Genomic DNA, 14,977 nt, shown 5'->3' with positions numbered 1-14,977 from the left:
AAAAAAATTAAATTACTTCCCTAAAAGGAATACGAATGGTTGGTTTAAACGTTGGTTCCAAGAATGCTCTGAGTGGTTTGTACCTTCAAAAAACAAATTTTTAGAATCGGTATCTGTGTACCCTTTTTCCTTTAAAATGTCATCTACATTTGGCGCATACTTCGGATAATATTGGTCTAAGGTTTTATTGCCATAATCGAAATACAACTTATGTGTTCCTGCTTCTGGTAGATTTTTTTTCATATAATCAAAAATAGCTACAGGATGCGGATTATTTGGTGATGGCATTGCACCTGGCCAATGCGTTGAAAGACAGCCAGCACCGCCAAAAACATCTGGATATTCTGATACCGCATACATAGACATTAAGCCGCCCATACTTGAACCCGCAACAAATGTGTTTTCTTTATTGGTCAATACAGAAAACTGTTTGTCTATTACTGGTTTTAATTCATCAACGATAAAACTTAAATACTCATCGCCCTTAAAATTGACATTAAAGTTACTTTCCTTTGCTATAGTTATTAATGAATCTCTAACCTTAGTTGGCATAAAATCCATTGCTTTTTCTGGGTATAAATCTTGCCAGCGTATTTGTGGAATGTTGTGGACACCTACTACAATAAAATCTTTAACTTCTCCACTATTCATCAATTTTGTCGCCCATTCGTCTACCATCCATTCTTGTTTATTCCATGTAGTCGTAGCATCAAATAAGTTTTGCCCGTCATGCATGTACAGCACGGCATATTTTTTATCCGCAGTATAGTTTTCTGGCAACCAAACATCAACTGGCCTTAGCTTTATATTTTCTGAAGGAAATGCTTCAACACGAAGTAAAGTACCGCCAGCTAAAACTGCGTTTTCAAGTTTTTTAAATTCTATGTTGTCTTGTGCATTGACACTTATCGCAAAAAATAAAAATGTAAAAATGTAGATGATGTATTTCATATTTTGTTCTAAATTATGTGATACTGAAACAACACTTCGACTTCGCTCAGTGTGACAGTTCAGCATGACGCTTTAATTTTTAATTCATTTTAGTGGTTAAAAGCGTTACACCTTTTTCCTTTAGCTCCATAACATCGCCCCAAAGTTGAGACTCTCCTGTTATTACATTTGTTAGCGTTTTTCCTTTTAAACCCATTTCAGATTGATAATTAAGGTCTATCGTAATTGGCTTTTCGTTTTTATTTAGGATTAAAACAACGGTCTCATCGCCTAGAGTTCTATACAAAAAGTATGTTCCTACAAAAGGTGCAAAATGAATTGTTTTACCATCATGAATGGCTTTACTATTTTTTCTAAAATTGAATAATTTGGTAATAAACGCTTGCATATCCTTTTGGTCCTCCGTTAAACCTTCGCCAGTAAATGCATTTACCGTATCGCCTTGCCAACCACCTGGAAAATCAGTACGAATTAAACCGTGGTCTCCTGGAATTTCAAAATCATCCATTAAGATTTCTGTTCCGTAGTACATTTGAATGATACGCGGCATAACAGCATACGTTGCCATAGCCATTTTTGTATTGGTTACGTCGCCATCCATTTGTGTAAAAATGCGACTCATATCATGATTGCCTTCAAAAATCATAATGTCTTTTGGATTAGCATAATGAAAATCATTAGCTAAACCTTCGTAGATTTTAACCAAGCCTTTATCCCAAGACTCTTCTTCTTTAATGGCTTCAACCACTTTTTGCTGCATGGCAAAATCCATAGTTGACTTTAGGTTAGAATCGTAACCATCGTTATTTTTTGCGCCTTCTTGCCAATAGCCAATAAGTAACGGATTATAGCTCCATTCTTCACCAACAATACTAAAATTAGGATACTCGGTCATTATCGCGCCTGCCCAATCGCTCATAAACTGTTTGTCTGGGTAAGGATACGTGTCTTGACGGATACCTCCTAACTGAGCCGTTTCAATCCACCAAATACTATTTTGAATAATGTATCTTGCCATAAACGGATTACGCTGATTCAAGTCTGGCATGGTTGCCACAAACCAACCTTGGTTATTTCCTTTTCTATCCGCTTCGGAGGCATAAATATCTTGATTAGTTGTACGTCTATGGTTTGAATATGTTGTGAAGGAATTTCCCCAGTTTTCTCTATTTTCTTCAAAATTTTGTTGAAGATTTAACCAGTCTTTAAATGGTAAATCCTTCATCCACCAATGGTACAAGCCGCAATGATTTGCTACTTGGTCCATAATGAGTTTCATGCCATTTTCTTGTAGTTTTTTAGACAATAACTGATACTCTTCGTTGGTTCCAAAACGCGGGTCTATTTGGTATAAATCTGTGATGGCATATCCATGATATGACCCTTGCTGCATATCATTTGTTAAAAGAGGCTGAGGCCAAATTGCTGTAAATCCAAGATTTTTAATGTAATCTATATGCTGAATAACTCCTGAAATATCGCCGCCGTGTCTGGCGTAGCTATTTGTTCTATCAACAGTACGCTCTAAAAGTTCTGGCTGTCCTTCGATACCTGAAGGTGAATCGTTAGCCACATTGCCATTTGCAAAACGGTCTGGTGTGATAAGGTAAATAGCATCACTGCTATTAAAACCTACATAATCCTCAGATGGCCTTAATCGTTCTTTTAACTCGTATGTTGCTACTAAGGTTTTAGCATTTTCGTTTTCAAATTTTATATTGAATTTCCCCGAACTCGCTTTTGAAATATCTAAATCAATAAACAAATAGTTATTACTGTTATCGCCTGTTGAAACTTTTTCTATGGTTACGCCTTCGTACGAAATACTTGGTGAAAAATCAGCAATATTATCGTGATGAATCATTAACTGAAGACTATCACTTTTAAAACCAGTCCACCAATGTGGCGGCTCTACACGTTCTATATCGTTTTGGTCTACAACTTCAGTTTGGTTTTCAATAGTTTCTTCGGTCTTGTTTTCCTTACATGACACACATATTAACAGCGACAAAAACACTATGATTAGAAAGTGAGAATTAGATGATTTCATAAGAAGTTGTATTAAAAAAGCCTCACAAGAATTTCTTGTAAGGCTTATAATTATTTACACTGTAACTAAGCTGTTAGCTGTAATTGTAATTGGTTTTCCGTTGACCAATATATCTAGGTCATGGCCGCCTTCTAACTCAAAGTGGGTATGTCCTTTACAAGCATTAACTCTAAGTATTTGGTTTCTAAAATTCACTTTAAAGGAATACGCTTCCCATTGCTCAGGAATTTTAGGTTCAAAAGACAAGGTATCATTTATAATACGCATACCACCAAAACCTTCAACAATACTCATCCAAGTTCCTGCCATAGACGTAATGTGCAATCCTTCTTCTACTTCGTGATTGTAATCGTCTAAATCTAAACGAGACGTTCTTAAATAAAACTCGTATGCTTGGTCCATACGACCAAGTTTAGCCGCTTGAATACTATGTACACAAGGGGATAATGAGCTTTCGTGAACTGTAAAAGGTTCATAAAAATCGAAATGACGTTCTAACTCTTCATCGGTAAAATGGTCTTCGAAGAAATAGAAACCTTGTAAGGTATCCGCCTGCTTTATATATGGTGAACGTAAAATTCTATCCCATGACCATTTTTGATTAATTGGTCTTTCAGATTTTGGTAAATCTGAAACGGTAATTAACTCTTTGTCCAAGAAACCATCTTGCTGTAAATAGATATTTCGTTCTTCATCAAAAGGAAAATACATATTGCCAGCAACGGCTTTCCATTTTGACAATTCGTCTTCGGTAAGATTAACTTTAGACATTACTCGGTTATAATCTGAAGCATATTCAGACTTCACTTTATCAATATTTTGCATTGCATAATCAATACACCATTTTGCGATGTAGTTTGTGTACCAATTGTTATTGATATTGTTTTCATATTCATTTGGTCCTGTAACTCCAAGAATTACATATTTGTTTTTCGCCGTTGAGAAATTGGCGCGTTGCTGCCAGAAACGTGCAATACCTATTAGGACTTCAAGACCTTTTTCAGGGATATAACTGTAATCTCCTGTATATCTGTGGTAATTAAAAATAGCGAATGCAATAGCTCCGTTTCGGTGTATTTCTTCAAACGTAATTTCCCACTCGTTATGGCATTCTTCACCATTCATAGTTACCATTGGGTATAAAGCTGCTCCGTTAGTGAAACCTAGCTTTTCTGCATTTTCTATGGCTTTATCTAAATGCTCATAGCGATATTCTAATAAACTTTTAGCAACGCTTTGGTCTTTTGTTGCCATATAAAACGGAATACAATAGGCTTCTGTATCCCAATAGGTGCTTCCGCCGTATTTCTCACCTGTAAATCCTTTTGGACCGATATTTAATCTTGCGTCTTTTCCTAAATAAGTTTGATTTAACTGAAAGATATTAAAACGAATACCTTGCTGTGCTTCAACATCGCCTTCTATAGTAATGTCAGACATGTTCCAGATATTTGCCCAAGCTTGTTTTTGTTGTTCTAAAAGCGCATTAAAACCTAAGTCTGAAACATGACCAAGCGTCTTTTTTGCAACATCTACTAGTTGGTTTCTATCGTGATTTCTATCTGAATTGTAACCACCATATTTGGTAATTGTAAATGTATCTCCTTTAGCGACTTCTTGATTATAGCTAAACGAAATCATATCTTTAAAAGCATCTACATCTGGTTTAGCTTCAATAGGTTTATTATTTAAAGCTAATTCTGTTTTCATATAAGTACAGACGTAAAAGTCTGTTTTCATTGTACGAGAGACTATGAATGCTTGATTGTCTTCAAAATCTATACTTAATACATCCCAAAACTTATCGTCCCAATTAGAATCTTCATTAGTAATTCCATTATCTAAATATGGTGAGTAATCTATGCGTGCATCGCTATTAACGGGAGTAATGCTATATTCAATAGCTCCAATTTCGTCAATATTTAAACTCAAGAAACGTTTGGTGTTAACCTTAACGGTAATATCATTTTTGAGCGTCGCCGTAAAGCTACGAGACAGCCAACCTTCTTTCATATTCAACTCTCTTCGGAAGTCTTCAACAGATTTGCATTCAGCGAGGTCTAATTGCTCACCATTAACGTGAACATTAATACCAATCCAATTAGGAGCGTTAAGTACTTTTGCAAAATACTCAGGGTAACCATTTTTCCACCAACCTACTCTTGTTTTATCTGGGTAATATACACCAGCCACATAACTTCCTTGAAATGTAGCTCCTGAATAATGTTCCTCAAAATTGGCACGTTGCCCCATAGCTCCATTTCCCAAACTCATTAAGCTTTCCGATGATTTTACTCGGGTAGCATCAAAACCTTCTTCTATGATTGACCAAGGATTTGGTTGTATATAAATATTATTCATTGTCTTAATTATAATATCAGTGATTAACTGATTTTAATTGATTTTTTTAGTCACATTACCAGAAATAATAGCCTCAACAAACTCTTGAGACATTTCTGTAAAATCTTTAAATATGTAATCTGCTTCGTGCAGTACATCTTTTTCTCCAATACCAATAGATATCATATTGGCTGTATTTGCAGCTTGCACACCAGCAACGGAGTCTTCGAAAACCACACAATCCTGTGGTTGCATATCTAATAGTTTTGCTCCTATTAGAAAGACCTCTGGGTCTGGTTTTGCTTTTGTAACATCGTTACCGTCTACAATAGCATTAAACTTTTCTAGCAAACTCACTTTTTCTAAAATGGGTCTTGCATTCTTACTTGCTGAGCCTAATGCCACAGCTTGATGTTTCGCTTCTAAAAAGTCTAATACTTTAGAAACATCCGGAAGAATTTCTGAAGCATCCATTTTACTAATGTACCCTAGATACTCTTCGTTCTTTTTTGCCATTAAAGATGTAAACTCCTCTTTACTAAGGGTTTTTCCGCCCCATTCTAATATTTTTTCGAGAGAACGAACACGGCTTACGCCTTTAAGTTGTTCGTTTTCTTCATGAGTAAAATCTATACCTAATCCATTAGCAAGTTTTCGCCATGCAAGGAAATGGTATTTTGCAGTGTCTACAATGACACCATCAAGGTCGAATATGAATCCTTTTTTATTCATTAATTTCTACTATGACTTTATCATTAACTGTAAGTGATAATAAACCTGCTAATATCATTGATGCTCCACCAATAAGTAATGCATATACGGGTTGATTATCGAAAAATGTCGACACTAAAAACCCTAAAATGGATGCGGCTACTAATTGAGGTATAACAATGAAAAAGTTAAAAACTCCCATATAATATCCCATTTTTGAAGCTGGCAAAGCACCAGACAGCATAGCATATGGTACTGACAAAATACTTGCCCAAGCAATACCGACACCTATCATGGGCAACCACTCTACAGTAAACGTTGTAGGATTAGTTATAAAGTAAATTGACATCAAACCTAAACCACCAGCAACTAAGGCAATAAAGTGAGTAAACTTTCTACTAGTCTTTTTGGCTAATAATGGCAATAGAAAAGCTACAGCAGCTGCTATAATATTATAGTTGGCAAACATTTCACCAACTTGATTAGCTCCTGTGTTGTATGCCACAGAGGTAGCATCAGTAGTTTTGTATATGTGCTCGGTTACAGCGCTCGTAGTATATATCCACATTGAAAACAATGAAAACCATGAAAAAAATTGAACCCAAGCCAATTGTTTCATGACCTTAGGCATGAACTGAAAATCATTGACAATAGTTACAAAACCGTTATTGTAATTCTTACCTTTTTGCATGATTCCAGATATCATTAAAACAATTCCTCCTAATAATATCAGTCCAACTGTGAGCACATATAAGTCTTTTTTCAGACTAAAATAATAAACGCCATACGTAGCTACTATCCCAACAATAAAAGTCACAATACCTTTAATAAAGTGCGACTTTCCATTAGACACAAACCATGATTCTGGACGGTCCTCTTTTACATAACTATTATCTTTGGCTTCTTGTTCCTCAAAAACCTTCATCTCCTCTGGGGAATATTCTTTAGAGCGTATTACAGTCCATAAAACTGCTATTAAAAAAGCTGCGCCACCAATATAGAATGAGTATTTAACAGAATCTGGTATTACACCTTCTGGTGCTGTATTTGCAACTCCAAAATAGGTAAGTATGTTGGGAAGTTTAGAAGCCACATAAGCACCAATTCCTATAAAGAAACTTTGCATAGCAAAGCCTTTAGTCCTTTGACTTTCTGGCAAATTATCTCCAACGAATGCCCTAAACGGCTCCATAGAAACATTAATAGAAGCATCCATAATCCATAACATTCCTGCAGCGAACCAAAGTACTGGAGAATTTGGCATTACAAATAAAGCTAATGAAGCTAATATAGCTCCAACAAGAAAATATGGACGTCTACGACCAAGCTTGGGATGCCATGTACGATCACTAAAATATCCGATGATAGGCTGAACGATTAAACCCGTTAAAGGTGCTGCAACCCAAAGAATGGGAATATCTTCTACTTCAGCTCCTAAAGTTTGGAAAATACGACTGACATTAGCATTTTGTAGGGCAAAACCCATTTGAATTCCTAGGAAACCAAAACTCATGTTCCAAATTTCCCAAAAACCTAAAGTGCGCTTCTTCATTAATAGTATGTCTTAAATTAATACTATTCTGATAAGCTTATCTTATCAAAACTTTTCGTTTGAGAAGTGAAAATATTAGTTTTGATATGGCTACAAAGGTAGCAAAGAATATGAAACAGCCAAATACATTAACATTACTTGGTTGATTCGCGCTCGATAAGTTCAGATGCTATTATCTGAGTTTGATAGGTTTCATCCTCATGGTCATTTTCTAACTTATCTATCAAAAGACCTGCGGCTTTTTCGCCCATAAGTTGTGCATGTTGACTTACTGTAGAAAGGCTTGGTGTAGAATGCTTTGACAGAACACCATCCGTAAAACCAATAACTTGAATATCATCTGGAACACGAAAACCCAATCGCCCAGCTACACGCATAGCAGTTAGCGCATATAATTCATTTACTGCAAAAATTCCATCAATTTTTGAGTTGGATTTGAATAATTGCTCAATTTCTTTCTCCAGTGCATCTAGGTTTACCTCGTAGTCTACGTTGTCATCTAATTTAAGAATAAGCTCTGCTTTTAAATCTTGACCATGAGTTTTTAGGGCTTCTAAATACCCTTGTGTTCTTAACCTACCAACACTAACATAGTCTTTGGTAGTAATGAGAGCTATATGTTTACATTCATTCTTTATAAGTTTTTCTACAGCATTTTTAGCACCTTCAAAATCATCAACAATAACTTTATCACATTGAATCTCATTTACTACTCTATCAAACATTACAATAGGCATTCCCTGATTTATTGTCTCATTAAAGTGATGATAGTCTTGAAGCTGTAAGGTCTCTTTTGATAATGAGATGATAAATCCGTCAATACTCCCGTTGGCTAACATCTCCATATTAATAACTTCTTTTGCAAAAGATTCATTAGATAGACCAATAATTACATTGTATCCACGCTGATTAGCGACGAGCTCAACACCTCGAATTACTTTTGAAAAGAAATGATGGACAATTTCAGGGATTATAATACCAATAGTATTGGTTTTCCTGTTTTTTAGACTTAAAGCTATATTATTGGGCTTGTAATTATATAGTTTTGCAAAAGCCTGAACTTTCTGTTTGGTATCCTCACTAATTTCAACGCTATTTCTTAGTGCCTTTGAAACTGTTGATATTGAAACATCAAGCTCTTTAGCAATCTGTTTTAGGGTGACTTTTCTTTTCATCAATTTTAATTTAAAACTTTAAAATTTATTAGGATCGAGCTTATAAATTCTTTTCCTTAGAATACAAACATCGTAATTTAACATTCATCCTTTTGCGAAATCCGTATTTTTTTGCGAAATTATAGACTTTGTTAATGTTTCTTAAAAAGTTTTTAACACGAAAACGTTTTCGTGACGGAAGTCATGTTTTTTAACACATACGACACTCTAAATTTACATAAATTTAACCCGAGAAGTGAAAATATGGTTAAAATTAACTAAAGCAATTAACTTAAAAATAATTTATGAAAACATTTTTAAATGCCATTTTGTTATGTCTTTTTCTAGTACCTGCAACACTATTTGCACAAACTACTATTACAGGAACAATAACGGATGGATCTAACTCAATGCCATTACCTGGAGTAAATGTCATTATTAAGGGAACAACCACAGGTACTTCCTCAGATTTTGATGGTAAATATTCTATTGAAGTAAACAATGGAGACGTTCTGGTTTTTTCTTATGTTGGTTTTGTTAACCAAGAAATAGTTTACAATGGCCAATCAACTATCGACGTTGTGATGCAAGAAGACGCAGCACAACTAGATGAGATTGTACTTATAGGTTATGGGTCTGTAAAGAAAGAAGACGCAACAGGTTCTGTAGATGTGGTTTCTACCAAAGATTTTAATAGAGGATCTATTGTCTCAACGGATCAACTATTGAACGGTAAAGCCGCTGGTGTAAGAATTACTAATAATGGTGGTTCTCCTGATTCTGCTCCAAACATCAGAATACGTGGTGGTTCATCCCTTAATGCACAGAATAATCCTTTAATTGTAATTGACGGTGTACCGATTGGAAATGATAATCCTGCGGGTGTATCTAACCCATTAACATTAGTAAACCCTAATGACGTTGAGAGTTTTTCTATTTTAAAAGATGCTTCCGCTACAGCTATATATGGATCTCGAGCCTCTAATGGTGTCATTATCATTACCACAAAAAAAGGTACATCTAGTGGTGTAAAATTTAATTACTCTACAGATTACACAATTAGTTCTGCTGGCGACGGTCTAGATGTCATGAATGGTGAAGAGTATACACGCTTTATACAACAATTTCATCCTGGTAGAGCAGGACAATTAGGTGTTCCAACTGGAAGTGTAAATGCTAATCAGCCTGTATCTCAAACTTTAAATGGAAGAGATATTTATAATACTGATTGGAGAGATGCTATATTAAGAACTGCTAACAGTTTTAATCATAATTTTAGTGCGAGAGCAAATTTATTTGATAAGATTCCATTTAGAGCATCTGTAGGTTTAAGTAGAGCAGAAGGTATAGTAATAAATGACAATTACGAAAGAGTAACTTTATCTGCAAAACTAACTCCAACACTCTTAAATGATAATCTGAAGATAGATTTTAATGCTAAAACTATTTTTGCATTTAAAAATGCTATTGATGCTGGTGGAGCTATAGGAGAAGCCTTATCTTTTGACCCAACAAAACCAGTATATGACTTTTCTTCAAATAACAGATTTGGAGGCTATTACTTAACAACGTTTGATGACGTTGCTGACCCTACTAACTTCCCTAATCAAGGATTTAGAAGAATAATTCAGGCAAACCCTCTTGCTAGATTAGAGCAAAGAGAGCGTCCTGAAAATGTTAGAAGATTTTTGGGGAATATAGAATTTGATTACACAATGCCTTTCTTACCAGAATTAAATGCTGTTGTTAATTTTGGTTTAGATGCTTCTGATGCTAATATCTTAGAAAGGTTTGCTAATAACGCATTTGAAACATATAGGTTTGATGCTACTAATAATGACTTAAATTCTATTGACACTAACTTTTTATTTAATCCTGGTGTCAATTTTGAAGAAAATCAAAGGATTACCAACACAACGTTTGATGCTTATCTACAATACAAGAAGATTTTCGACTCAGGCTTTATTAACAATTTTGATGTTCAAACTGGTTACTCATATCAAAATTTTAAAAATGATGGATACCAAAGACGTTCTCAGTACAATTTGAATACAGGTGTTAGAGAACCTTTTTTCAATCTTGCTAACCCAAATAATAGATACTTAAATGTTCTTAACCTTCAATCTTACTTCGTTAGAGGAAATCTTAGCTTGGGCGACCGTTATTTGTTAACAGCTTCCTTCAGAGCAGATGGGTCTTCACTTTTTACAGAAGACAACCGTTGGGGCTATTTCCCTGCTGCTGCTCTTGCTTGGCAAATACATGAAGAATCATTTCTTAAAGATTCAGAATTTGTTAATGACTTAAAATTAAGAGTTAGTTGGGGAGAAACGGGACAACAAGACATTACAGGATCTGTTGGATTCTACCCGTCAATTCCATTGTTCTTAGCAGGTGATGCTAATAGTCAGTATTTGCCAAATTCGTCTTTATACTCCGCACAGCCATTTAATCCAGATTTAACCTGGGAAAAAACAACCACTTACAATTTAGGTTTAGATTTCTCATTCTTTAGTAATAGGTTAGTAACGGGTACTTTTGATATTTATAAAAGAAATACAACTGATTTATTAGCTACAACACCTGTACCTCCAGGACAAGCACTTACCAACGCTTTTATTGATAATGTGGGAGAGACTGAAAGTGAAGGTTTTGAACTTAATCTAAACGTAAATCCTATAACTACAGACAATTTTAACTTGAGTGTTAATACTAATTTATCTTACAACAAAACCGAAGTTACTAATCTTAATGGCCTAACCGAAATCAATGCTGGCGGTAGTTTAAGAGGTACTGGTAGTGATTTATTTAGACATGCTGTAGGTCAACAAGCAGGAAGTGCCTATGTTTTTAGACAAGTCTATGACTCGGCAGGAAATCCTATACCAAATGCATTTGTAGATTTAAATGGAGATAATATTATAGACGATAATGATCGCTACTATAAGCAAATTGCTCCCAACTGGACTTTTGGTTTTGGTATTAACTTTAATTACAAGAATTGGGATTTTAGTTCAGGATTCAGAGGACAAGTTGGAGGTAATGTCTATAATTTAGCACAATTAAACCTAGGCTTTACAGAAAGTGCCGTACTGTCTAGTCAAAATAACCTAACCAATGTTCTCAACTTCTTCGATGGTTCAGCTAATCCAGTAATTTCTGATGTTAATGGTAATATCCAATTCTCAGATTTCTATTTAGAAGATGCCTCTTTTTTAAGATGTGATAATATTGCATTAGGATATAGATTTGATAATTTAATTAAAAATGGCTCAGTACGTGTTTACGGTGCTGTTCAAAATCCATTTATAATAACTGATTATTCTGGACAAGATCCTGAAAATTTTGGTGGTATTGATGGTAATTTTTATCCAAGACCTACAGCTTATACTTTAGGACTTAACTTTGACTTTTAAAAAAAATGACTATGAAAAAAAACAGAATTTTAATTTTACTATGCGTCATTTTGCTAGGGATAAACTCCTGTAGCGATGACCTTGAGACAGCTCCGATTGTTGAGTTGTCACTTGAAGAATTACTTGCGTCAGATCCTAACGCAGTTGAAGGATTAGTCTCAAGACTATACGCTTCATTTGCGTTAACAGGACCTAGTGGACCTGCTAGTTCGGATATTGTAAGCCCAGATGCTGGTGAAGGGGCTTTTTTAAGAGCTATTATTAACTTACAAGACTTTACAGCCGATGGTATGAAGAATAGATGGGGTGATGACGGTCTTGACCAATTAACAACTACTTCTAATTGGGATAGAAATAACAAGTTTTTTAGATTGTTTTACGACAGAGCTTATTTTACAATTCCACAATGTAATAACTTCTTGCAAGTTTTACAGACCGCGGATTTTCCTGATGAAGAGAATATTGTAGCCGAAACCCGTTTTTTAAGAGCCCTTGCTTATTACAATATTATTGATGTTTTTGGTAAAGGTGTACTTGCTACAGACGAAAACTTCGGACAATCAGAATTATTACCAGAATCATCTCGTCAAGAATTATTTGATTACGTTGAGTCAGAATTATTGGCAATTGAGCCAGTAATAAGAACAACCAGTAATTATGGAAGAGCAAATCGATATGTAGTTGATATGTTGTTAACTAAGCTGTATCTAAATGCCGAAGTTTACACAGGAACGCCTAGATGGGATGATGCTGCTATATATGTTAACAAAGTAATCAATGAAGGCGGCTACTCTCTTGATGATAATTTTATTAGATTATTCTCAGCTGACAATGACGCATCCCCTGAAATCATATTTCCGTTAATAGCAGAGTCCCTTACAAGTCAAAGCTTTGGTAATACAACTTACCTCGTAAATGGAAATCTAAGTGCTGATACAATGCCTCTTTCTCAATTTGGTGCAGCTCAGGGTTGGACAGGCCATAGAGCGACTGAAGCTTGGTATGGATTATTTGGTAACAGTGCTGCTGAATTAGAAGCTTCAAATGATATGAGAGCTAGTTTATTTTGGACTGATGGTCATAATTACACAATGACTGACTATAGAACATGGACAGATGGTTTTCCTTCTATAAAATTCAGAAACACTTTCTCTGACGGAAGTGGTAACCCTGTAGATTTTTCTGCAACAGACTTTCCTTTCTACAGGTTAGCTGACGCTTATTTAATTTATGCTGAGTTAGCGTTAAGAGGAGCTGCTAACACAACCATGGCAGATGCACTTAGTTATGTTAATCAAGTAAGAACTAGGTCTTTTGCAGATCCGATTGGTATGGGAGAACTAACTTTAGATCTTATTATAGACGAAAGAGGTAGAGAATTAAACTTAGAAGGTCACAGAAGATCTGATTTAATTCGTTTTAATATGTTTACAGGAGGAAGCTATTTGTGGCCTTGGAAAGGAGGTTCACCTAATGGAACTGCTATATCTGATGATTACAAACTCTTTCCTATACCTGTAACAGCTATACAGTCTAATCCTAACTTAACTCAAAATCCTGGTTTCTAATAACACTAAAATAACACAAAATGAAAAAAATAAAATTTATACTATTAACCTTTATTGCTGTATTATCTTTTACAGCATGTGAAGAAGATAATGAATTAGAATTTGTTGCTCAAGAGGCTCAAGATTTAGTTTTTACTAATTCATTTCAAGCAGAATATATTCTAATCCCGCAAGCGGCAAATAATTTAGCCGAACGTTTCACATGGAGCAATGCAGACTTTGATGTACCAACTAATATCACTTATCAATTACAAAAATCTATAACAGGAGATTTTTCAGACGCAGAAGTTGTAGGGGCAACTTCGGGTAACGAAATAGCTATTACAATTGGCGAAATGCTTTCTTTTGCTGAAGAAGCTGGTCTTGATGCTGACCCATCAACTACTGATATACCTAACACTGGCGCAATTAACTTTAGACTTCGTGCAGTTGTTGGTGACAACGGACTAGAAAGCTTCTCTCCAGCTTCAGCATTAACAGTGGTACTACCAGAAGATTCAGGCTCTGCACCAGCTGTATGTGATTTTGATCAATATTTTATGGTTGGAGCAGGAGTCAAATTTGCAGGATGGGACTGGGGTACTCCACAGGCTGCATTATGCTCTGGTACAAATGTTTATACTGTTAATGTTGATTTAATTAATAATGTAGATGGAGATGGCAACTTTAGATTCTTTACAACAGATAACGATTGGGGCTCTGGAATAAATTATCCTGGATTTATAGACCAAGGTTATACTATAGACCCAATGTTCGAAGATGCTATGGATGGTGACAATAACTTTTTATTTACAGGACCGTCAGGAAAGTATTTCTTAACAATTGATGCTAATAATCTTACAATTACTTTGGATAGCCCTACTCCTCAAGGAGAATGTGACTTAGACCAATATTGGGCAGTTGGTGCTGGACTTACTGATGCTGGTTGGGATTGGGCTACACCAGTACAATTAATGTGCGAAGGTGATGGTGTATATGCTGGTTGGGTTAATTATACAACCGATGGCGATGCTAATTTTAGATTCTTTACTGTTAATAACGACTGGGGTAGTGGAGAAAACTATCCTTCATTTGCGGATGCAGGGTATACTATTGATTCTAAATTAGAAAATGCAGAAGATGGAGACTTGAATTTTAGATTTGTTGGAGAGTCTGGTCAGTATTATACAACCATTGATACTGTTAATCTAACTATTACATTAGAATAATAGTTGAAGTATTAGAACTAATTATGT

9 protein-coding genes are annotated in these 14,977 nt (G+C 35.2%); 3 read left to right on the top strand and 6 right to left on the bottom strand.

Going from position 1 to position 14,977, the window contains the following annotated elements; translation table 11 throughout:
- Positions 1–12: 12 nt before the first annotated feature.
- The 6 genes from BUB95_RS07100 to BUB95_RS07075 all read right to left on the bottom strand — a co-directional run bounded on the left by BUB95_RS07100 (position 13) and on the right by BUB95_RS07075 (position 8,779).
- Positions 13–951 (bottom strand): alpha/beta hydrolase, encoded by a 939-nt coding sequence (locus BUB95_RS07100; protein ID WP_073084714.1) that lies wholly within the window; start codon positions 949–951, stop codon positions 13–15.
- 79 nt (positions 952–1,030) lie between these two features.
- Positions 1,031–3,001 (bottom strand): glycoside hydrolase family 13 protein, encoded by a 1,971-nt coding sequence (locus BUB95_RS07095; RefSeq protein WP_073084712.1) that lies wholly within the window; start codon positions 2,999–3,001, stop codon positions 1,031–1,033.
- Between the two features lie 54 nt (positions 3,002–3,055).
- Positions 3,056–5,362 (bottom strand): glycoside hydrolase family 65 protein, encoded by a 2,307-nt coding sequence (locus BUB95_RS07090; protein ID WP_073084709.1) that lies wholly within the window; start codon positions 5,360–5,362, stop codon positions 3,056–3,058.
- Positions 5,363–5,395: 33 nt separating this feature from the next.
- A complete protein-coding gene (gene pgmB / locus BUB95_RS07085; RefSeq protein WP_073084707.1) occupies positions 5,396–6,073 on the bottom strand; it encodes a beta-phosphoglucomutase in 678 nt (225 codons plus the stop codon).
- Entirely contained in the window at positions 6,066–7,604 is a 1,539-nt protein-coding gene (locus BUB95_RS07080; protein ID WP_073084705.1) for an MFS transporter, read from the bottom strand. Before BUB95_RS07080 ends, pgmB begins: the two co-directional genes overlap by 8 nt.
- Positions 7,605–7,738: 134 nt before the next feature.
- Positions 7,739–8,779, bottom strand: a complete 1,041-nt coding sequence (locus BUB95_RS07075) for a LacI family DNA-binding transcriptional regulator (protein WP_073084703.1) — start codon at positions 8,777–8,779, stop codon at positions 7,739–7,741.
- A 284-nt stretch (positions 8,780–9,063) separates the two neighbouring features.
- Between BUB95_RS07075 and BUB95_RS07070 the strand changes: the two genes are divergently transcribed.
- Genes BUB95_RS07070 through BUB95_RS07060 form a run of 3 tightly spaced genes read left to right on the top strand, consistent with a single transcriptional unit; the run spans position 9,064 to position 14,950 of the window.
- Positions 9,064–12,174 carry a SusC/RagA family TonB-linked outer membrane protein gene (locus BUB95_RS07070; protein ID WP_073084702.1) on the top strand — a complete coding sequence of 1,037 codons (3,111 nt, stop codon included), beginning with the start codon at positions 9,064–9,066 and terminating at the stop codon, positions 12,172–12,174.
- A gap of 11 nt (positions 12,175–12,185) precedes the next feature.
- Entirely contained in the window at positions 12,186–13,742 is a 1,557-nt protein-coding gene (locus BUB95_RS07065; protein ID WP_083573328.1) for a RagB/SusD family nutrient uptake outer membrane protein, read from the top strand.
- Positions 13,743–13,762: 20 nt separating this feature from the next.
- Positions 13,763–14,950 carry a SusE domain-containing protein gene (locus BUB95_RS07060; RefSeq protein WP_073084697.1) on the top strand — a complete coding sequence of 396 codons (1,188 nt, stop codon included), beginning with the start codon at positions 13,763–13,765 and terminating at the stop codon, positions 14,948–14,950.
- The last annotated feature ends 27 nt before the right edge of the window (positions 14,951–14,977 follow it).

The sequence above is a fragment of the Winogradskyella jejuensis genome, assembly GCF_900129745.1.
Taxonomy (GTDB): Bacteria; Bacteroidota; Bacteroidia; order Flavobacteriales; family Flavobacteriaceae; genus Winogradskyella; species Winogradskyella jejuensis.
This window is presented reverse-complemented; position numbering and strand designations above follow the sequence as displayed.

Coding starts and splice junctions, on each gene's coding strand:
- BUB95_RS07100 (WP_073084714.1), bottom strand. CDS start 951: ATGAAATACATCATCTACATTTTTACATTTTTATTTTTTGCGATAAGT.
- BUB95_RS07095 (WP_073084712.1), bottom strand. CDS start 3,001: ATGAAATCATCTAATTCTCACTTTCTAATCATAGTGTTTTTGTCGCTG.
- BUB95_RS07090 (WP_073084709.1), bottom strand. CDS start 5,362: ATGAATAATATTTATATACAACCAAATCCTTGGTCAATCATAGAAGAA.
- pgmB (WP_073084707.1), bottom strand. CDS start 6,073: ATGAATAAAAAAGGATTCATATTCGACCTTGATGGTGTCATTGTAGAC.
- BUB95_RS07080 (WP_073084705.1), bottom strand. CDS start 7,604: ATGAAGAAGCGCACTTTAGGTTTTTGGGAAATTTGGAACATGAGTTTT.
- BUB95_RS07075 (WP_073084703.1), bottom strand. CDS start 8,779: ATGAAAAGAAAAGTCACCCTAAAACAGATTGCTAAAGAGCTTGATGTT.
- BUB95_RS07070 (WP_073084702.1), top strand. CDS start 9,064: ATGAAAACATTTTTAAATGCCATTTTGTTATGTCTTTTTCTAGTACCT.
- BUB95_RS07065 (WP_083573328.1), top strand. CDS start 12,186: ATGAAAAAAAACAGAATTTTAATTTTACTATGCGTCATTTTGCTAGGG.
- BUB95_RS07060 (WP_073084697.1), top strand. CDS start 13,763: ATGAAAAAAATAAAATTTATACTATTAACCTTTATTGCTGTATTATCT.